The sequence below is a fragment of the Bradyrhizobium sp. genome (genome assembly GCF_030693485.1).
GTDB lineage: Bacteria > Pseudomonadota > Alphaproteobacteria > Rhizobiales > Xanthobacteraceae > Bradyrhizobium.
Window position 1 is genome coordinate 1 of sequence record NZ_JAUYAN010000044.1, and the last position, 20,652, is coordinate 20,652.

At 64.8% G+C, this 20,652-nt stretch carries 15 protein-coding genes; 5 read left to right on the forward strand and 10 right to left on the reverse strand.

Annotated features, from left to right (window positions below; all coding sequences use genetic code 11):
• The 4 genes from Q8N40_RS03470 to Q8N40_RS03485 all read right to left on the reverse strand — a co-directional run.
• The coding region (locus Q8N40_RS03470; RefSeq protein ID WP_305710810.1) for a phosphomannomutase/phosphoglucomutase at positions 1-1,382 on the reverse strand (1,382 nt) is incomplete at its 3' end.
• A gap of 123 nt (positions 1,383-1,505) precedes the next feature.
• Positions 1,506-2,021 carry a TIGR02281 family clan AA aspartic protease gene (locus tag Q8N40_RS03475; RefSeq protein WP_305320347.1) on the reverse strand — a complete coding sequence of 172 codons (516 nt, stop codon included), beginning with the start codon at positions 2,019-2,021 and terminating at the stop codon, positions 1,506-1,508.
• Between the two features lie 220 nt (positions 2,022-2,241).
• On the reverse strand, positions 2,242-4,719 hold the full coding sequence (hrpB, locus tag Q8N40_RS03480; protein WP_305710811.1) for an ATP-dependent helicase HrpB: 2,478 nt from the start codon (positions 4,717-4,719) through the stop codon (positions 2,242-2,244).
• A 168-nt stretch (positions 4,720-4,887) separates the two neighbouring features.
• Entirely contained in the window at positions 4,888-6,207 is a 1,320-nt protein-coding gene (locus tag Q8N40_RS03485) for a UDP-glucose/GDP-mannose dehydrogenase family protein (protein ID WP_305710812.1), read from the reverse strand.
• Between the two features lie 238 nt (positions 6,208-6,445).
• On the opposite strand from Q8N40_RS03485, the gene Q8N40_RS03490 reads away from it, so the two are divergent.
• A complete protein-coding gene (locus tag Q8N40_RS03490) occupies positions 6,446-7,528 on the forward strand; it encodes an acyltransferase family protein (RefSeq protein ID WP_371135604.1) in 1,083 nt (360 codons plus the stop codon).
• 42 nt (positions 7,529-7,570) lie between these two features.
• On the opposite strand, the gene Q8N40_RS03495 is transcribed toward Q8N40_RS03490, so the two are convergent.
• Complete coding sequence (locus tag Q8N40_RS03495; protein ID WP_305710814.1) at positions 7,571-8,164, reverse strand: hypothetical protein; 594 nt, start codon at positions 8,162-8,164, stop codon at positions 7,571-7,573.
• 149 nt (positions 8,165-8,313) lie between these two features.
• Between Q8N40_RS03495 and polA the strand changes: the two genes are divergently transcribed.
• Positions 8,314-11,385 carry a DNA polymerase I gene (polA, locus tag Q8N40_RS03500; protein ID WP_305710815.1) on the forward strand — a complete coding sequence of 1,024 codons (3,072 nt, stop codon included), beginning with the start codon at positions 8,314-8,316 and terminating at the stop codon, positions 11,383-11,385.
• A gap of 41 nt (positions 11,386-11,426) precedes the next feature.
• Here polA and Q8N40_RS03505 read toward each other — a convergent pair whose 3' ends face one another.
• The gene (locus Q8N40_RS03505) at positions 11,427-12,566 is read right to left on the reverse strand and encodes an acyl-CoA dehydrogenase family protein (RefSeq protein ID WP_305710816.1); all 1,140 of its coding nucleotides are present in this window, start codon (positions 12,564-12,566) and stop codon (positions 11,427-11,429) included.
• A 123-nt stretch (positions 12,567-12,689) separates the two neighbouring features.
• A complete protein-coding gene (locus Q8N40_RS03510) occupies positions 12,690-13,874 on the reverse strand; it encodes an acyl-CoA dehydrogenase family protein (protein WP_305710817.1) in 1,185 nt (394 codons plus the stop codon).
• 159 nt (positions 13,875-14,033) lie between these two features.
• Between Q8N40_RS03510 and Q8N40_RS03515 the strand changes: the two genes are divergently transcribed.
• Both Q8N40_RS03515 and Q8N40_RS03520 read left to right on the forward strand, forming a co-directional pair.
• The gene (locus Q8N40_RS03515; RefSeq protein WP_305710818.1) at positions 14,034-14,579 is read left to right on the forward strand and encodes a carboxymuconolactone decarboxylase family protein; all 546 of its coding nucleotides are present in this window, start codon (positions 14,034-14,036) and stop codon (positions 14,577-14,579) included.
• 39 nt (positions 14,580-14,618) lie between these two features.
• Complete coding sequence (locus Q8N40_RS03520) at positions 14,619-15,113, forward strand: VOC family protein (protein ID WP_305710819.1); 495 nt, start codon at positions 14,619-14,621, stop codon at positions 15,111-15,113.
• A 39-nt stretch (positions 15,114-15,152) separates the two neighbouring features.
• Here the strand turns inward: Q8N40_RS03520 and Q8N40_RS03525 are convergent, their stop codons facing one another.
• From Q8N40_RS03525 to Q8N40_RS03535, 3 genes are all read right to left on the reverse strand, one after another.
• Positions 15,153-16,385, reverse strand: a complete 1,233-nt coding sequence (locus tag Q8N40_RS03525; RefSeq protein WP_305710820.1) for an MFS transporter — start codon at positions 16,383-16,385, stop codon at positions 15,153-15,155.
• A gap of 102 nt (positions 16,386-16,487) precedes the next feature.
• Positions 16,488-16,850, reverse strand: coding sequence for a nuclear transport factor 2 family protein (locus tag Q8N40_RS03530; RefSeq protein ID WP_305319831.1), 363 nt, complete (start codon positions 16,848-16,850; stop codon positions 16,488-16,490).
• Positions 16,851-16,876: 26 nt separating this feature from the next.
• Positions 16,877-18,118, reverse strand: a complete 1,242-nt coding sequence (locus tag Q8N40_RS03535) for an MFS transporter (protein ID WP_305319832.1) — start codon at positions 18,116-18,118, stop codon at positions 16,877-16,879.
• A 210-nt stretch (positions 18,119-18,328) separates the two neighbouring features.
• On the opposite strand from Q8N40_RS03535, the gene Q8N40_RS03540 reads away from it, so the two are divergent.
• Positions 18,329-20,395, forward strand: coding sequence for a prolyl oligopeptidase family protein (locus Q8N40_RS03540; protein ID WP_305710821.1), 2,067 nt, complete (start codon positions 18,329-18,331; stop codon positions 20,393-20,395).
• Positions 20,396-20,652: the final 257 nt, after the last annotated feature.

The following is a 20,652-nucleotide window of genomic DNA, read 5'->3' on the forward strand; positions in this document are numbered from 1 at the left end:
TCCGGCTTGTTGGATGACGCCCGCACCAGGCCCCAGCTGCCGTCCTCGACGGTGACGCGCACGCCGTTGACGGTGACGAGATCGCGGATCTCTTGCCCGGCGACCTTCTCGCCCTTCTTCTGCATCGCCTCGAAATGCTTCACCACGGCATCGACCACGCCGTATTTGGTCTCGTCGGCACAATGCGGCGACATCGTCGGCGACGACCAGGTTTTCGGCAGGGCCTCCTTCAGGTCCGCCATCGACTTTTCGGGCGCGCGATCCAGCATCTCGCAGATCGCAATCGCCGAGATCAGGCCGTCATCATAGCCGCGGCCGAGCGGCGCGTTGAAGAAGAAGTGGCCGGATTTCTCGAAGCCGGCCAGCGCGCCCAGTTCGTGGGTGCGGCGCTTCATGTAGGAGTGGCCGGTCTTCCAGTAAGTGACCTTGGCACCCTGCTGTTGCAGCACCGGGTCCGTCACAAAGAGGCCGGTGGATTTGACGTCGACCACGAACTGCGCGTTCACAGTCACCGCCGACATGTCGCGCGCCAGCATCACCCCGACCTTATCAGCAAAGATCTCCTCGCCGGTGTTGTCGACCACACCGCAGCGGTCGCCGTCGCCGTCGAAACCGAGGCCGACATCGGCCTTGTGCGCGAGCACGGCATCGCGGATGGCGTGCAGCATCTCCATGTCTTCGGGATTCGGATTGTATTTCGGAAAAGTGTGGTCGAGCTCGGTGTCGAGCGGAACCACCTCGCAACCAATCGCCTGCATCACCTGCGGTGCGAACGCGCCCGCGGTGCCGTTGCCGCAGGCGACCACGACCTTCAGCTTGCGCTTCAGCTTCGGACGCTTTGTCAGGTCGGCGATGTAACGCGCCGGGAAATTTTCGTGAAACTGATAGGCGCCGCCGACCTTGTTGCTGAATTCGGCGTTGAGCACGATCTCCTTCAGCCGAGTCATCTCGTCCGGCCCGAAAGTCAGCGGCCGGTTGGCGCCCATCTTGACGCCGGTCCAGCCATTGTCGTTATGCGACGCCGTCACCATCGCAACACAGGGCACGTCGAGGTCGAACTGCGCGAAATAGGCCATCGGAGTCATGCACAGCCCGATATCGTGAACCTTGCAGCCGGAGGCCAGCAGTCCCGAAATCAGCGCGTATTTGATCGAGGCCGAATAGCCGCGGAAATCGTGCCCGGTCACCACTTCCTGCTTGACGCCCAGTTCGGCGATCAGCGCGCCGAGCCCCATGCCCAGCGCCTGAATGCCCATCAGGTTGATTTCCTTGCCGAACAGCCAGCGGGCGTCATATTCGCGAAAGCCGGTCGCCTTCACCATCGGCTCGGATTCATAGGCATAGGTATTCGGAACCAGCGCGGGTTTCGGCTTCGGAAACATTCAGGCCTCGTGATGAAAACGCAAAAAACAGGGCACCGCAGCCATAGCGAATGCACGGGCGCAGCGGAAGGCAGGACAGTGATTTGTGGCGATTAAATGCGGCGGATTGGCAGCGATCTCTGCCTATTGCTCAAGCACCAGCCTGCCGTTTGCGTACTCAAACCGCTTCAGTTTCGACAGAAACGACAGGCCGAGCAGATTTTCCGACAACGCCTCATCAGGCAGCACCATGGCATCGACGTCGCGCACCACGATGCCGTCGAGTTCGACCATGGCGAGCCGCGTGCGCGCCGCCTTGATGGTGCCGTTGGCCGTCGAAACGGTCGTAGTGTAGTCGCTGCGGTTGGGGCGGAAGCCGAACCGCGCCGCGGACTTCTCGTTCAGCGCCACCACTGACGCGCCGGTATCGACCAGGAAACCGATTCGCTGGCCATCGATTCGGCCTTCGGTCAGGAAATGACCGCGGGCGTCGCTCGGAATGCTGAGGCTGCGGCCGCCGGTCCGGACCGGCGCTTCGACGGGAGCTTTTTGCGAGACGTTTTTGGCGAGCGCCGGCGACGACGTCATCTTGTCCGCCAGCTCCGCCATGATGGTGCCGAGGCCGACCAGGAACGCAGCCATGATCATGATGTTACGCATTACGCCACACTCGCTGAAAGACCCGCGATCTCACCACATAAGCCGTCGAACCGCGACTGAGCGGAAACGACCGAGACAGCCATTTTGGCTAAAAGGATGAGTGAAGGGTTAACGGGGACTCTCAAGTCGTCATGCCCGGACCAGGCATCCATCATCTTCGCAAAAGCGCTTCATGAGGCCATGGATTGCCGGGTCGGGCCCGGCAATGACGCGTTGGAAGTCACGTGCCCCGCGGCTTCACCCGTCGTGTCGGCGCGGCACTGGCGGGATCTTCGGGCCAGGGATGCCGCGGGTAACGCCCACGCAGGTCGGAACGCACCGCGGCATAGCTGCCGCGCCAAAAGCCGGGCAAATCGCGGGTGACTTGCACCGGGCGATGTGCCGGCGACAACAGTTCCAGCACCAGCGGCACCGCGCCCCTTGCGATTGACGGGTGGGTGTTGAGCCCGAACAATTCCTGCAGACGGACCGCAATCGTCGGTCCCTGCTCGGCCTCGTAGTCGATTGCCAGCATGGTGCCGGTCGGCGCCTCGAAATGGGTCGGCGCCTCTCGCTCCAGCCGCGCGCGCAATTCCCAGGGCAGCAGCGACATCAGCGCATCCGACAAATCGCCCGAGGAAACATCCTTGAGCCCAGTCTTGTCGTACAGCGCCGGCACCAGCCACGCCTCGCGCTGCGCGGCGAGCGCGTCATCGGACAAGTCCGGCCAGCTTTCACCTTCGGCCTTGCGCAAAAACATCACGCGGTCGCGCCACTGTTTTGCCGGCTTCGACCAGGGCAGCCTGTCGAGGCCGACCGCGATCAGCCCGTCAGCCAGCACGCGCGCGGTTTCCGCCGACGGCTTCAGCGCCATCGGCGTCTCGGACAAGGTGATGGCATGCAAAGTCTTCCTGCGCCGCGCCCGCAACGCCATCGCACCGCGATCGAACGAGATCTCGTCCGCGCTCTCTATCTGGTCGGCGAAGTGCCGCTCGATGTCGGATTGCAGGATCGGCGCCGCCAGCAGGATGCGGCCGTTGGCCGCCGTGCCGGTGAGTTCGGCGACCGCGATATAGGGCGCGCGCGCCAGCGCGGAGGTCTGGTCGACCGCGGCGCCGCGGCCATTGGCGAGAACAAAACTGCCATTGCCGCGGTTGCGCGCGACACGGTCGGGGAACGCAAGCGCCAGCATCACGCCGGTCGAGGGCGATGTGTCCTCGGCGGCCGCGCCCTCGGTGGTAGCGACCTGCGACGCCCAGCGCTGCGCCAGCGAGCGCGCGCTGTTCGACCGCTGCGAGCGGTCGCGGCGGAACTGATCGAGTCTGAAATCGAGATCGACGCTGTCGCCGCCGAGGCCGCGCTCGGTCAGCACGGCGGCGATATCAGCGGCTTCTTCGCCCGCGCCGAGGCGGTGCGAATCCACGATCATGCGCGCCAGCCGCGGCGGCAGCGCCAGTTCGCGCAGGCTCTTGCCTTCGGCGGTGATCCGGCCATCGCCGTCCAGCGCGCCAAGTTCGCCGAGCAGGCTGCGCGCCTCCTTCAGTGCCGGTGCCGGTGGCGGATCGAGAAACGCCAGCGTGGCGGGGTCGCTGACGCCCCATTGCGCGAGGTCAAGCACCAGCGATGAAAGATCGGCGGAAAGGATTTCGGGTTGGGTATAGGCCGCGAGCGAGGCGGTCTGCGGTTCGTCCCATAACCGGTAGCAGACGCCGGGTTCGGTGCGGCCGGCACGGCCGCGGCGCTGGTCGACCGCCGCGCGCGAGGCGCGCACGGTTTCGAGACGCGTCAGGCCAATGTCGGGCTCATAGCGCGGCACCCGCGCCACGCCGGAATCGACCACGATGCGGACGCCCTCGATGGTCAGCGAGGTCTCCGCGATCGAGGTCGCCAGCACCACCTTGCGCTGGCCTTTTGGAGCTGGCGCAATCGCGCGGTCCTGTACGGCGGCGTCGAGCGCGCCGAACAGCGGCACGATCTCGATCGAGGCATCGTGAATCCGTTCACCGAGAAAATTCTGGGTGCGGCGGATTTCCGCGGCACCAGGCAGGAATGCCAGCACCGAGCCCGGATCGGCGCGCAGTGCCATCGCGATCGCATCGGCCATCTGCCGTTCCAGCGGCGCGTCAGCCTTGCGGCCGAGATAGCGGGTTTCCACCGGAAACGCGCGGCCTTTGCTTGATATGACCGGGGCATCGCCAAGCAATCTTGCGACGCGTGCGCCATCGAGCGTCGCCGACATCACGAGGATGCGCAGATCCTCGCGCAGGCCGACCTGCGCGTCGCGCGCCAGCGCAAGACCCATATCGGCATCGAGCGAACGCTCGTGGAATTCGTCGAACAACACCGCCGCGACGCCCGCCAGTTCAGGATCGTCGAGAATCTGCCGCGAGAAAATGCCCTCGGTGACGACCTCGATTTTCGTTGCGCGCGAGACTTTGGAGCCGAATCTGACGCGGTAGCCGACGGTTTCACCGGCGCGTTCGCCCAGCGTCTTCGCCATCCGCTCGGCGCTGGCGCGGGCCGCGATCCGGCGCGGCTCCAGCATGATGATCTTCTTGCCCCGCAGCCACGGCGCATCGAGCAACGCCAGTGGCACCCGCGTGGTCTTGCCGGCGCCGGGCGGCGCCACCAGCACCGCGGCATTGTTGTCCGCGAGCGTGCGGGACAATTGGTCCAGCACGTCGTCGATCGGGAGCGGGGTATCGAAGCTGCGGGGCAATCAAGGCTCGCGTCGGGTTCTTCCCCTCTCCCGTTGTGGGAGAGGATGGCGCCTCACGGTGTGAGGCGACGGGTGAGGGGTCTGTCTCCGCGGATAGGGACCCCTCATCCGGGCGCGGATTTCATCCGCGCCACCTTCTCCCACAAGGGGAGAAGGGACGAAAGTGCGTCACTTCAGCGGCTCGGGGACGCGCCCAACGCTCTCATAGGTAAACCCGAGCGCCGCCATGTCCTCGGGGCGGTAGATGTTGCGCAGGTCGACCACGACCGGCTGCGCCATCTCGCTTTTCAGCCGCGCCAGGTCGAGCGTGCGGTACTGCACCCATTCGGTCACTACCACCATGGCGTCGGCGCCGCGCACGCAGTCATAGGGATCGTCGCAATATTCGATATCGGGCAGTTCGCGCCGTGCCTGCTCCATGCCGACCGGGTCGTGCGCGCGCACCCTGGCGCCCATATCGAGCAGCCCGGTGACCAGCGGGATCGAGGGCGCCTCGCGCATGTCGTCGGTGTCGGGCTTGAAGGTGAGACCGAGCACGGCGATGGTCTTGCCGCGCAAATTGCCGCCGGCCGCATTGGACACCTTGCGCGCCATCGCGCGCTTGCGGTTGTCGTTGACCGCCAGCACCGCTTCGACAATGCGCAGATGGACGTCATGATCGAGCGCGATCTTGACCAATGCGCGGGTGTCCTTTGGGAAGCAGGATCCGCCGAAGCCTGGGCCTGCGTGCAAAAACTTCGAGCCGATCCGATTGTCGAGCCCGATGCCGCGCGCGACTTCCTGCACATCGGCGCCGACCTTTTCGGCAAGGTCGGCGATCTCGTTGATAAAGGTGATCTTGGTGGCAAGGAAGGCGTTGGCGGCGTATTTTATCAATTCCGCGGTGCGGCGCGCCGTGAACATCAAGGGCGCCTGGTTCAGCGACAGCGGCCGGTAGATGTCGCCAAGTACCTTGCGAGCCCGTTCGTCGGACGTGCCGACCACGATGCGATCGGGGAACTTGAAGTCGCGGATCGCGGCGCCCTCGCGCAGGAATTCCGGATTGGAGGCGACCGCGACCTCCGCCGACGGATTGGTTTCGCGAATCAGACGCTCGACCTCGTCGCCCGTGCCGACCGGCACGGTGGATTTTGTCACCACCAGGGTGAAGCCGGAAAGTGCCGCGGCAATCTCTCGCGCGGCGGTGTAGACGTAGCTCAAATCGGCATGGCCGTCGCCGCGTCGCGACGGGGTGCCGACCGCGATGAACACCGCATCGGCGGCGGCGACCGGCGCGGCGAGATCGGTGGTGAAATCCAGCCGGCCGCCTTTCACATTGGCGGCGACCAGCGCATCGAGCCCGGGCTCGAAAATCGGGATCTCGCCGCGGCGCAGGCTGGCGATCTTGTCGGCGTCCTTGTCGACGCAGGTGACCTGGTGGCCGAAATCCGCGAAACAGGCGCCGGAAACCAGTCCCACATAGCCGGTGCCGATCATGGCAATGCGCATGAATTATCCAAATCGTCATGGTTAACGAAGACGCAAAGGCGCCAAAGCACGCCCCCTCGCCCTGGGCATTCGCCCGCGTCTTAGAGCATTTTCCTGTGACAAGGAAAACCCGCTCAAAGCTGCCCGAAAAGCCGTCGGATCACATCGGCGCTAGAACGGCACATTCCTTGATGGGAATAAGGCAATTGAAACCTTAGAGCCCCAACATGCCGCCAATCCGCGCCGAAAAGGGACACCGATGACACCAAACGGCACATCCGCCCTTCCAGAACGCTCCATGCTTACTGGGCGGCCGGCGCTCCCACCCGGGCGCATCGACTGGGTCGACTACGCCAAGGGCATCTGCATCGTCATGGTGGTGATGATGCATTCGGTGCTGGGGGTCGAGGCCGCCAGCGGCCAGACCGGCTTCATGCATGTCCTGGTCGCTTTCGCCAAACCGTTCCGGATGCCGGATTTCTTCCTGATCTCCGGGCTGTTCCTGGCGGTCGTGATCGACCGCGACTGGCGCACCTATCTCGACCGCAAGGTGGTGCACTTTGCCTATTTCTATGTGCTGTGGGTAACCATCCAGTTCGGCTTCAAGGCGCCCTCCTTCGCCGCCGAGAGCGGCTGGGCCCATGTCTGCCTGATGTATCTGCAATCCTTCATCGAGCCGTTCGGCACGCTGTGGTTTATCTACCTGCTGCCGGTGTGCTTCGTCGTCTGCAAGGCAACGCGCCGGATGCCGCCGCTCGCGATTTGGGCCGTGGCGGCGCTGCTGGAGGCGGCGCACATCTCGACCGGCTGGACCGTGATCGACGAGTTTTGCGCGCGTTTCGTCTATTTCTATTCCGGCTACTGGCTCGCGGGCTATGTGTTCGCCTGGTCGGTCCGTGCCCGGGCGCATCCCGGCTGGGCGCTCGCGGGCCTGGCGCTGTGGGCACTCGTCAATGGCGGCCTGGTCGAACTGGGTGTCAGCGAATGGCCGCTGGTCTCGCTGGCGCTCGGGCTCGCCGGGGCGCTGGCCATCGTCACCATGGGCACGCTGCTGGCGCGCATGCAGTGGCTGAATGTCCTGCGCTATTGCGGCGAGCATTCCATAGTCATCTATCTCGCCTTTTTCCTGCCGATGGCGGCGACGCGCACCCTGCTGCTGAAGACCGGGCTGATTCACGACATCGGGACCATATCGCTCATCGTCACGGTGGTCGGCGTCGCCGGTGCGATCGCGATCTGGCGGGCAGCCATGGGGGTCGGCGCGAATTTCCTGTTCGAACGCCCGGCCGTCTTCCGGGTTGCGCCGAAGAAGGCGCAGCCGACGTTACAGCCTGCGGAATAGACCTCACACTCGCGCCACCCACAACTGCGGGTGACGACGAAACTAACCAGCCCCCTCGATCTTCACGCCACTCTTCATTTGCGTCAATTTGCCGCGAAACGCGTCGGCGTCGCCGAAATCCGCAAAGCCCTGGTAATGCGGGTGCGGACCGAGCACGCGGCGGGCGTGCTTGATCGGACACCAGTAGACTTCGGTGCGCGCCGCCACCTCGCGCACGAACGCAATCGCGCCATTGGCGTAGGAGCAATAGGCGCAATTGATCTTCTCGATGATGTTGAGATAGGCGAGATGGTTGCGGTCGAACACCAGATAATCGCGGCGGCGCACTTTCGGGATTTTGTAGATCGGAAAGCAGACCGCCTGGTAGGCCATGACCCAGAGGTCGACCAGCGCGATCGGGATGACAAGTGAATAGATCACCGGCGCGCTCAGGATCATCAGCGGATTGGCATCGATGAGATAGCGCGACGCCCGCGTCTTGATCTCACGGTGGATCCGCAGCACCTCCCGCTCGAACACGATCCGGCGGTTTTCGAGGTGGAAGCGCAGCTCTTCCCGCCGCTTGGTCACTTCGGCCTCGATCTCGGCCTCGAGCGATCGCAGTTTCTCGGTGAGCAGGTCGAGTTGCACGGTCATGGCGTTGCCTTCCGGTCCGGGACGTCCATTCAGTGGGCGCACGGAACGGCATCTGACGCAACTCAATCCATGGCCCATGCAAGCCAAAAATCGGGGCACACAGGGCGAGGTGGGGTGTCATTTGGCGCAAAAATCCCTAAGTTGCCGCCATGCCGAAAACATCCGAAAAAGCCGACGCCAAACCTGCTGCCGTCAAAGCACCTGCCGTCAAAGCACCTGTCGTTAAAGCCTTGGCCAAGGGCGACCACGTCTTTCTGGTCGACGGTTCCGGATATATATTCCGCGCCTACCACGCGCTGCCGCCGCTGAACCGCAAATCCGACGGGCTGCAGGTCAATGCCGTGCTCGGCTTCTGCAACATGCTGTGGAAGCTGCTGCGCGAGATGCCCGAGGATAACCGGCCGACCCATCTCGCCATCGTCTTCGACAAGTCGGAAGTCACCTTCCGCAACAAGCTCTATCCCGACTACAAGGCGCACCGGCCGCCGGCGCCTGACGACCTGATCCCGCAATTTGCCCTGATCCGGGAAGCCGTGCGCGCGTTCGACCTGCCCTGCCTCGAGCAGGGCGGTTTCGAGGCCGACGATTTGATCGCGACCTATGCCCGCGAGGCCGCCGAGCGCGGCGCCACCGCCACCATCGTCTCCTCCGACAAGGACCTGATGCAGCTCGTCACCGACAGGGTGACGATGTACGACACCATGAAGGATCGCCGCATCGGCATTGCCGAAGTGATCGAGAAGTTCGGCGTACCGCCGGAAAAGGTGGTCGAGGTGCAGGCGCTGGCCGGCGATTCCACCGACAACGTGCCGGGTGTGCCCGGCATCGGCATCAAGACCGCAGCCCAGCTGATCGTCGAATATGGCGATCTGGAAACGCTGCTGGCCCGCGCCGGCGAGATCAAGCAGCCTAAGCGGCGCGAATCGCTGATCGAGAATGCCGGGAAGGCGCGGATCTCGCGCCAGCTGGTGCTGCTGGATGACAAGGTCAAGCTCGACGTGCCGCTCGACGAACTCGCGGTGCACGAGCCCGATGCGCGCAAGCTGGTCGCGTTTCTGAAGGCGATGGAATTTTCTACGCTTACCCGCCGCGTCGCCGAATATTCGCAGATCGACCCGTCGGATGTGGCAGCGGACGACAGGAACAGCAGCGGCGCCAGCGGCAAGTCGGCCGGTTCATCGCCGCCCCCCCGCGCCGCCGGCGGCGACCTTTTTGGGCATCAGGACGCGCCTGCCCCGTCCCCCGCCAGCGGCAAGGCGAGCTCGCCCGGCGTCGGCAGGAGCCCCGGCAAGCCTGAGTCATCCAACGTCATCCTGACGCCGCAGGCGCTCGCTGCCGCACGCGCCGAAGCGGCGCGGAAGACGCCGATCGACCGCAGCAAGTACCTGACCGTCCGCACGCTCGCCGAACTCAAGGGCTGGATCGCGCGGGCGCGCGACGCCGGCCATTTCGCCATCGAGGCCAAGGCGAACTCGATCGACCCGATGCAGGCGGAGATGTCCGGCATCGCGCTGGCGCTGGCGCCCAACGACGCCTGTTACATTCCGCTCGCCCACAAGCAGTCCGGCGATGGCTCCGGCCTGTTCGCGGCGGGGCTCGCGCCCGACCAGATCAGGGCCCCCGACGCCATCGAAGCGCTGCGGCCACTGCTGGAATCAGCAGGTATCCTGAAGATCGGCTTCAACATCAAATTCAACGCCGTGATGCTGGCGCAGCATGGCGTTACGCTGCGCAATCATGACGACGCGCAGCTGATGTCATATGCGCTCGATGCCGGCCGCAATTCGCATGCGCTCGACGCGCTGGCCGAAAGCCGGCTTGGCCACGCCGTCATCAGCCATGGCGAGCTGACCGGCAGCGGCAAGGCCAAATTGACCTTCGACCAGGTCGCGATCGACCGGGCCACCGAATATTCGGCCGAAAGCGCCGACGTCATCCTGCGGCTGTGGAGCGTGCTGAAGCCGCGCCTCACCGCCGAGCACATGACGGTGGTCTATGAAACGCTGGAGCGGCCGCTGATCTCGGTGCTGGCGCGGATGGAGCGGCGCGGCATCTCGATCGACCGCCAGGTGCTGTCAAGACTGTCGGCCGATTTCGCCCAGACCGCAGCAAGGGTCGAATCCGAGATCCAGGAGACCGCCGGCGAACCGGTCAATGTCGGCAGCCCGAAGCAGATCGGCGACATCCTGTTCGGAAAGATGGGCCTTCCCGGCGGCACCAGGACCAAGACCGGGGCGTGGTCGACCACGGCGCAGGTGCTCGACGAGCTCGCCGAGCAAGGCCACGATTTACCGAAGAAGATTCTGGAATGGCGGCAGGTCTCGAAACTGAAATCGACCTACACCGATGCGTTGCCGACTTACGTGCATCCGCAGACCCACCGCGTCCACACCACCTACGCGCTGGCGGCGACAACCACGGGGCGGCTGTCGTCGAATGAGCCGAACCTGCAGAACATTCCGGTTCGCACCGAGGACGGCCGCAAGATCCGCCGTGCGTTCATTGCCGCACCGGGGCACAAGCTGGTGTCGGCGGACTATTCGCAGATCGAACTGCGGCTGCTGGCGGAAATCGCCGACATTCCCGTCCTGAAGCAGGCGTTCAAGGACGGGCTCGACATTCACGCCATGACGGCGTCCGAAATGTTCGGCGTGCCGATCAAGGACATGCCGGCCGAAGTGCGCCGCCGGGCGAAAGCGATCAATTTCGGCATCATCTACGGCATCTCGGCGTTCGGACTCGCCAACCAGCTCGGTATCGCCCGCGAGGAGGCCTCCGCCTACATCAAGAAATATTTCGAACGCTTTCCGGGCATCCGCGCCTATATGGATTCGACGCGGGATTTCTGCCGGGCGCACGGCTATGTCGAGACGCTGTTCGGCCGGAAGTGCCACTATCCCGATATCAAGGCCAGCAATGCCTCGATCCGCTCGTTCAACGAGCGCGCCGCCATCAACGCGCGGCTGCAGGGCACCGCCGCCGACATCATCCGCCGCGCCATGGTACGGATGGAGGAAGCGCTGGCGGAGAAAAAGCTCTCGGCGCAGATGCTCCTGCAGGTGCACGATGAACTGATCTTCGAAGTGCCCGACGACGAGGTCGCTGCGACCATTCCCGTGGTGCAGCACACCATGCAGGACGCGCCGTTCCCGGCGGTGCTGCTGTCGGTGCCGCTGCATGTCGATGCGCGGGCGGCGAACAATTGGGACGAGGCGCATTAACCGTCAACTGTCATCGTCCGGCTGAAGCGCCAGCGCTTGCCTCAATAGTTCTTCATCCGCGCCAGCCGATCGGCGTGAAAATTGCTGTCGCCGAACAGTTCCTGGCAGACCCGCGCGCGCTTCATGAAGAAACCGATGTCGAACTGGTCGGTCATGCCCATGCCGCCGTGCATCTGCACGCCTTCCTGCACTGCCAGCGTCGCGGTCGTGCCAGCGCGCGCCTTTGCAACGGCCACCGCCGCACCGGCCTTGTCGAAACTCGCGTCCAGCGTCTGCAGCGCCTTCAGCACCGCGGCGCGGGTGATCTCGATATCGATATAGAGCTGGGCGGCGCGGTGCTGCAGCGCCTGGAATTCGCCGATCAGCTTGCCGAACTGCTTGCGCTCTTTCAGATAGGTGACGGTGCGGCCGAACACTTCCTCGCTCAGCCCCACCATCTCCGACGCTACCGCGGCGCGGCCGATATTGAGAACGCCATCCAGCAGGGCAAACCCCTGATCGACCTCGCCGAGCACGCCGTCGGCATTGACTTCGGCATTGTCGAACACGATTCGTGCAGCATTGTGCGCATCGACCATCGCGGTGCGCTCGACCGCGACGCCCTTTGTTTTCGGATCGACCAGAAACAGCGTCAGGCCGTCGCGTTCGCCGGCGGCGCCCGCGCTGCGCGCCGCCACGATCAACAGATCGGCGGTATGGCCGTCGACCACGAAGGCCTTTTCGCCCGACAGCTTGAATCCGTTGCCGGAGCGCACCGCCTTCAGCTTCGTCATCAGCGGCCGATGCTTGGCGCCCTCGTCAACAGCGAACGCGGCCAGCAGCGAGCCATCCGATATTTTCGGCAGATATTGCCACTTCTGCGCGTCGCTGCCGCCGCGCGCCAGCGCCGACGCCGCCAGCACGGATGTCGCCAGATACGGCGATGGCATCAAGGTGCGGCCGATTTCCTCCATCACGATGCCGGCCTCGACGCAGCCAAGTCCGCTGCCGCCGAACGCTTCCGGCACCAGTAGGCCGGCAAAACCCATTTCGGCGAAGCCTTTCCATAGCTCGCGGGAAAATCCGGTCGCGTCCTTTGCATCGCGCAGTTGCCGCAGATGCGACACCGGCGCCTTGTCGCTGATAAAACCCCGCGCGCTGTCGCGCAGCATCGATTGTTCTTCGTTGAGGACGAGTGCCATGAGGGGATTCCGGTTTGGAGATGCTTGTTGAGATCGTCATTCCGGGACGACCGAAGGACCAGACCCGGAATCTCGAGGTTCCGGGTTCGATGCTTCGCATCGCCCCGGAATGACGGTACTGTTCTACGCCCCCGGCAAATCCAGAATGCGCTTGGCGACGATGCCGAGCATCACTTCCGAGGTGCCGCCCTCGATCGAGTTGGCCTTGGTGCGCAGCCAGGCGCGCGGCCGGGCGCCGCCTTTGGAGCGCTCGCTCTCCCATTCCAGCGCGTCGATGCCGCCCGCCGACATCAGTATCTCGTGGCGGCGCTTGTTCAGCTCGGTGCCGTAATATTTCATCGCCGAGGAGAACGCCGGATGGGCCTGCCCCGCCTTGGCGAGGTCGACCGCGCGCTCGGCAGCGGCGGACAGCGCGGCTTCATCGATCTCGAAGGTGGCGATCTGGCCGCGCAGCATCGGATCTTCCAGGCGGCCCTGCTCGTCGCTGCCGACCGAATCGGCGGCGACCTGGCCGAGCGGCCGGCCGACGCCGCGCTCGCCCATGCCCGAAATCATCGCGCGCTCATGCTGCAGCAGATATTTGGCGACGTCCCAGCCGCGGTTGACGGTGCCGACGACATGCGACTTCGGCACGCGGACGTTATCGAAGAAGGTCTCGCAGAACGGCGAATAGCCCGAAATCAGCAGGATCGGCTTGGTCGAGACGCCCTTCGAGGCCATGTCGAACAGGATGAAGCTGATGCCGTCATGCTTCTTCGCCGTCGCATCGGTACGCACCAGGCAGAAGATCCAGTCGGCGTAGTTGGCGTAGGAGGTCCAGATCTTCTGGCCCGTGATGACGTAATCGTCGCCGTCGCTTTCGGCGCGGGTCTGCAGGGAAGCGAGGTCCGAACCGGCGTTGGGTTCGGAATAGCCCTGGCACCAGCGAATGAGACCGGCGGCGATCTTCGGCAAATGTTCCTTCTTCTGCGCCTCGGTGCCGTATTTCAGCAGCGCTGGCCCGAGCATCCAGATCCCGAAACTCGACAGCGGCGAACGCGCGCCCATCGCCGCCATCTCCGCGCGCAGCACCTTGTGCTCGGCAGCATCGAGCCCGCCGCCGCCATATTCCCGCGGCCAATCCGGCACGGTCCAGCCCTTGTCGCGCATCCGCTCGAACCAGACCCGCTGCGGCTCGGAAGAAAATTTGGTGTTGCGGCCACCCCAGAAAGTGTCGCCGTCCGAGGTCATCGGCTTGCGCATTTCCGGCGGACAATTGGCTTGCAGCCAGGCGCGGGTCTCACTGCGAAATTTTTCCAGATCGGACATGGTGGCGTTTCCATTTTGCGATGCTGGAGCGACCTTAGCCTTCGCATCGCGGAATTCAATATATCTCTGGCGCGCCCGTTCGTGTTGCGGAATATGATAGCGTTGTGCGGTCCGGCGTCGCGGGCGCCCGCCACGATTGAAAAACAAGAGGAAACCGAGATGCGGCTGAAGTTGCTTTCGCCAGGCGAAATGAGCGCGGACCAGAAACAGACCTACGACGAGTCGATCGCCGGCAAGCGCGGCGCCCCGCCGGCGCCGATGATGGCCTGGCTGAACAGCCCGGAGATGGCCATGCACGCCACCCGCCTCGGCGAGGTGATGCGCTACAACACCTCGTTTCCGGCCAGACTTTCGGAAATCGCGATCCTGGTCACCGCGCGGCACTGGACCTCGCATTACGAATGGTTCGCCCACAAGCGGCTGGCGCTGAAGGGCGGCATGGACCTGAAGATCATCGAGGACATCCGCGACCGCCGCACCCCCACATTCGACGATCCCAAGGGCCAGATGATCTACGACGTCGCGAGATCGCTGCATGAGGGCCACGGCGTTTCCAGGGCGCTGTACGCGGAGGCCGTCAAACTGCTCGGCGAGCGCGGCATTGTCGAGATCATCGGACTGTGCGGCTATTACACCATGGTGGCGATGACGCTGAACACGTTCGAGTTCGGGTTGCCGGATGGGGAAGTGTCGGAGCTGGAGTAAGGATCGCGTGTCCCGGATGCCTTCAATCGGAGACTGCCCATGCCCGACAATCCCCCTATCATCGCCGGCACACGGATCGGGCATGTCCACCTCAAGGTCGCCGATCTCGATCGGGCGCTGGCATTTTATTGCGGTGTGCTCGGCTTTCAGGTGACGCAGCGGCTGAGTTCGGGCGCGGCATTCATCGCGGCCGGCGGCTATCACCACCACATCGGCCTCAACACCTGGGAAAGCAAAGGCGGCTACCCGCCGCCGCCCGGCACCACCGGCCTGTTTCATACCGCGATCCTGTATCCTACCCGCGCAGCGCTGGCCGATGCCTTGCACCGCCTGGTCGAGGCCGGCATTCCGCTCGACGGCGCCAGCGACCACGGCGTCAGCGAGGCGCTGTACTTGCGCGATCCCGACGAGAACGGTGTCGAGCTGTATCGGGACAGGCCCGAGGCGGAATGGCCGCGCTCGCCGGACGGGACGCTGGCGATGTTCACCAGGCGGCTCGACCTGGGGGAGCTGTTGCGAGCGAGGGAAGTGTAGCGGTGACACTGTCCCGGATTGCGCGGCGCTCCATCCGGGCTACGAAAGCTTCTTTTTTCCGCGAATCATGATCAGCGCGGCCGCCATCAGTTCGAGTCCGATGCAGCCGTAGAACGGCAGCGAATAGCTGCCCGAGGCATCGCGCAGCAGGCCGATGACGCCCGGGCCGAAGGCGTAAGTCACCTGGTTGATCGCCGTGATAAGGCTGATCAGGACGCCGAACGAGGAGGGAGCGAACTCGCGCTGCACGATCAGCGCCGGCAGCGTGATCAGATTCCCGACCGAGAATCCGAACAGCGCGCAGGCTGCGATCAGCGCGAACTCGTTGTGCACGTTGATGATGACGACGAGCGCCATGGCCTGGCTGACGAACGAGATCGCCGAGGCCAGCCGCTGGTTGAGCCGGTCGATCACGAAGGAAAACAGCACGCGGCCGACCACCGCCATCGCGGTCATCAGCGCGACCGCGAAGGCCGCGCGTTCCCGGCCCACCACCGAATCGAGGAACGCGATCAGGTGGACGATGAATCCGACCTGCGCGAACAGCACCAGCGCGAAGGAAGCCGAAACCGAGAGGAAGCCGATGTCTCGGAACGCCTGCGACCGCACCCGCGTCGCCGACGGCGCGTCCGCCGACAATGCGGCGACCGCAGCACTCGGGTGTAGCGGCGGCCGTCCGACAAACATCACGGTGACCGGGACCATCACCACGATCAGGGCGATCGCGGCGGCGACCATGGCGCCCGGAAAGCCGAAATAGCCGATCGCGCCCACCAGCAGCGGCACGCCGATGATGCCGCCGAAGCTGGCGCCGTTCAGTGCCAGGCTGATCGCCATGCCGCGCTTCTTGTCGAACCAGAGCCCGAGCGTGTTGGTGATCATGCCGAGGCTGGTGCCGGCCCAGCCGAATGCCAATAGCGCATTGGCGGCGTAGAGCTGCCATGGCTCGGTGACCCGGCCGATCAGCACGGCCGCGCCGGCCATCGTGAAGACGCCGGCCAGCAGGCAGTTGCGCGGGCCGATCGCCTTGATCGCCTCGCTGACGAAGACGACCAGCAGCGCGCCGGACAGATAGAAGAATGTGGTGCCGCCGGATATCAGCGAGGTGGGCCAGCCGTGCAGGCGATGCAGCTCGGCGACATAGACGCTCTGGCCATAGAAGCCGAGCCCCCAGCCGAAGGTCGCGACCAGGAAGCAGACCACGACGATGCGCCAGCCCTCGTAGCGGGCGGAGGTTTCGTCGAGGGCGGTGCTGCCGGTGTTATCAAGCAAGATGGGCTTCTCTTTCGGATCGTCATGCCCGGGTTTGACGATTTTGCTAGCAGCTTGCGCCGCCAAAAGCTTCGATCCCCGACGAAATGTCAGCAACTGTCATCAGGTCTTCGGCTTTGGCGGATCGTAGAAGAACCGTTCGCGGAAAATCCTGTCGCCGCGCCATTCCTGCACTGCGACCTCGTCGATCCGGGCGGTCTTGCCGGTGAGATAGGTGAAGTCGAAGATCCAGTTGATCGCGACGCGGTCGCCCTCGAGGATCGAGGTCACGCATGTCGAAACGACGATCTTGACCCGCTCGAGCGTGGCGCGCTCCTGCGCCACCAGCACGTCGCGGCCGACGCGTGGCGATGCTGCGTTCTCCTGCATGCTGGCATCCTCGGTGTAATAGCGCTCGATGGCGCCGGCATGATCGCCGGACACGACGACGGCGATGAACTCATCGAGACGGGCTCGCGACGGCATGAAACCTCCCCACGCTCAGGCTGCAATCAAATACCCGGTCCGGGAAATTCCGGCACCGCCTGCCGCGCCCGGCGCCTCGCAAACGACGCGAACGTCAGCACTGCGAGCCCCAGCAGCACCGGCGGGAACACCACCATGTTGACCGCGGACCAGCCGTAATTCGCCAGCAAATGGCCCGACCCGAACGATCCCAACGCCATCATTCCGAACACCAGAAAATCGTTGAACGCCTGCACCTTGTTGCGCTCGGCCGGCCGGTGCGTCTCCAGCACCAGCGCGGAGGCGCCGACGAAGCTCAGGTTCCAGCCGACTCCAAGCACGATCAGCGTGGCCCAGAAATGCATCGCGGTGACGCCGGACAATCCGATCGCCGCACCGACGGCTTCCAGCGCCAGCCCGATCGCGACGATTTTCGGCGCGCCGAAGCGGGCGATCAGCGAGCCCGTAAAGAAGCTCGGCCCGTACATCGCCACGATGTGCCATTGAATGCCGAAATTGGAATCGCTGACGGAGAGCCCGCACATCTGCATCGCCAGCGGTGCCGAGGTCATCACCAGATTCATCATGGGATAGGAGACGATGCCGCAGAACGCGGCGGCGATGAAGCGCGGCTGCCGCGCGATCTCCAGCAGCGGCCGGCCGCCATGCATGTCCGCCGGCGCCGGCTTCGGCGCGTCGACCCCCGCCAGCACCGCCATCGCCACCAGCGCCACCACCGCCTGCATCAGGAAGCTGAAGGCGAACAGATAGGGCGGCCAGATATCCATGGTCCATTGCACGAGCTGCGGGCCGAGCACGCCGGCGAATACGCCGCCGGCCATCACCCACGACACCGCCTTGGGACGGAACGCGGCGCTGGCGCCGTCAGCGGCGGCGAAGCGGTAGGATTGCGACACCGCGCCATAGAGTCCGCCGAGAAACGTCGCGACGCAGAACAGCACGAACGAACCGCGCAGGATGGCGTAGGCGCCGAGCAGGCCGGTCAGCATGCCGCAGCCGGTGCCGATGACGAAGGCGACCCGGCGGCCATAGGCACGTGAGATCGCGCCGGTCGGCAAGGTGCCGGCGGCCAGGCCCACCACATACATCGACAGCGGTACGGTTGCGAGCGACAGATCAGGCGCCAGCGTCGCGCCGACGATCGAGCCGGTGGCAAAAATGACCGCCGAATTCGCGCCGGTCAGCGCCTGCGCCGCCGCCAGCCGCGCCACATTGGATCGCGCGCGGGCGTCGTCGGCGATTTCGTCGGCTGCAGTCACGTCGATCATCGCTTGTGTTCCGCCCGCATGCGGCCGGATAAATTGGGCCTCATTGATTCCCGACTATGGAGGCAAGCTTCTGTCCGATCAACCGACGCAAACGGGCGCGCGCCATGCGGGAAGCGCACATTGGACAGCACGCACGAAAGCCGCGTAAGTCGCACATCCGCCATTGATGCTGTATTCCGAGCTGCGCCGCGCCTCAAGGAGTTGAAGACCATGTCCATCGACGACAGGCCGACGATCGCAGCCCCCGACGACGATCCCTATCTGTGGCTGGAAGAGATCGAGGGCGAACGGGCGCTGGCCTTCGTCGAGCAGCAGAACGCCCGGACGCTGCGAGAATTCGGCGACGACGGATTCGCCAGGGATCGCGACGCGCTGGCCGATATCCTCGACCGGCCGGACAACATTCCCGTCATCGGCCGTCGCGGCGGCCTGGTCTACAATCTCTGGAAGGACGCGAACAATCCGCGCGGCCTGTGGCGGCGAACCACGCTGGCTGAATTTCGTAAAGCCAGCCCGGCATGGGAAATCATCCTGGATCTGGACAGGCTCGCCGCCGAGGAAAACGAGGACTGGCTGTTCGCCGGAGCCCAGGCGCTGCCGGGAAGCAGCGCGCGGATCGTGAGCCTGTCGCGCGGCGGCAGCGACGCCGCCGTGTTGCGCGAATTCGACATCGGGACCAAGGCCTTTGTCACCGGCGGCTTCACGCTACCGGAGGCGAAGGGCGGCGTGGCGTGGATCGATGCCGATACGCTGCTGCTGTCGAGCGCCTATGGCGATGATATGGCGACCACATCGGGCTACGCGCGAACCGTCAGGCTGTGGCGGCGCGGCACCGACGTGCGGCAGGCGCCGGTGCTGTTCGAGACCGCGCCCGAGCGTATGAGCGCGCAGGCCAGCGTCGATCGCACCGGGGCGACACCGCGGATATGGTTTTCCGAACAGATCGATTTCTTCAACCGCAATCTGTGGCTTGGCGACGAAGGCGGCGCACGCGAAAGGCTCGACATTCCGACCGACGCCGAGATGGATTGCCATGGCGACTGGCTCGCGGTGAAGCCGCGCGAGCCGTGGACGGTGGGAACGCGGACTTACGCGTCCGACACCATGCTCGGCATGTCGCTGTCGCGGTTTCTGGCGGGAGCGCGCGATTTCCGGGTTCTGTCCGAGGCGGGACCGCGCCGCGCCGTGGAGCACTTCTTCTGGGCCGGCGACCGGCTGGTGATCTCCATTCTCGACGAATTGCGGCCGGTATTCGAAGTCTGGACGCCCGCGGCCAATGGCTGGACTCGCGGCAAACTGGCTGGCCTGCCCGAGATCGGCGTCGCCGATGTCTGGCGGCTGGACGCCGAGGAAGCCGAAAGCAATGGCGACCTGCTCGCCAATGTTCAGGATCCGGTGACGCCGGCTTCCCTGATGCTGATCGAGGGCATCGCGGCTCCCGTGGTGCTGAAGCGCGCGCCGCGCACCTTCTCCGCGGAAGGACTCGCGGTCACGCAGCACGAGGCGATTTCGATCGACGGCGAGCGCATTCCCTATGTCCAGACCGGACCGGCTGATCTGACCGGCGAGGCGCCGGTGCATCTCAACGCCTATGGCGGCTTCGGCATTTCGGTGAAGCCCTATTACCAGTCCGCAATCGGCAAGCTGTGGCTCGAACAAGGCGGCACCAGCGTCATCGCCAACATCCGCGGCGGCGGCGAGTTCGGCACGCGCTGGCACGAGGCCGGCCGCTATGCCGGCAAGCGGCTGGCGCATGATGATTTTGCCGCCGTCGCCGCCGATCTGGTGCGGCGCGGCGTCACCCGTCCGGGCCGGATCGCGGCCGAGGGCGGATCGAACGGCGGCATCCTGATCACCAACATGCTGACGCGCTATCCCGAGCGCTTCGGCGCGCTGTTCTGCACGATTCCGCTGATCGATATGCGCCGCTACACCAGGCTGCTGGCCGGCGCGAGCTGGATCGCCGAATATGGCGATCCCGACAAACCGGAGGAATGGACCTGGCTGCAGACCTATTCCGCCTATCACACCGCGGTGCCCGGCCAGAACTACCCACCGATCCTGATCGCCACCACCAAGCGGGACGACCGCGTCCATCCCGGTCACGCCCGCAAGATGACCGCGAAGCTGCAGGCGATGGGATATGAGGCGTATCTCTACGAACCCGCGGCGGGCGGCCACGGCTACGGCAAGGACAACAAGGAACGCGCCGCATTCACCGCGCTGGGCTATGCCTTTTTGAAGCGGAAGATCGGCTGGCCGGATCGCGTGGCGTAGGTCTATCAACGTCATTGCGAGCCAACGGGGCGCGTATTCGCGCGACCCGTTGGCTCGCAATGACGTGGTGGGAGATGCGATTCATCTCAACCAGCGGATATGCGTCCACGTTCTCGCGGCATGATTTGCCCGAGGTTTGCATATCGTTCTCCCTCAAGAACGAGGGAGCAGGGAATGCCGGATGCGCGCTGCACCCGCGGTCTCGTGTGCGAAGTCGTACGAAAAAAGCTGCACACGAGCATACAGGGCAGCGGAGA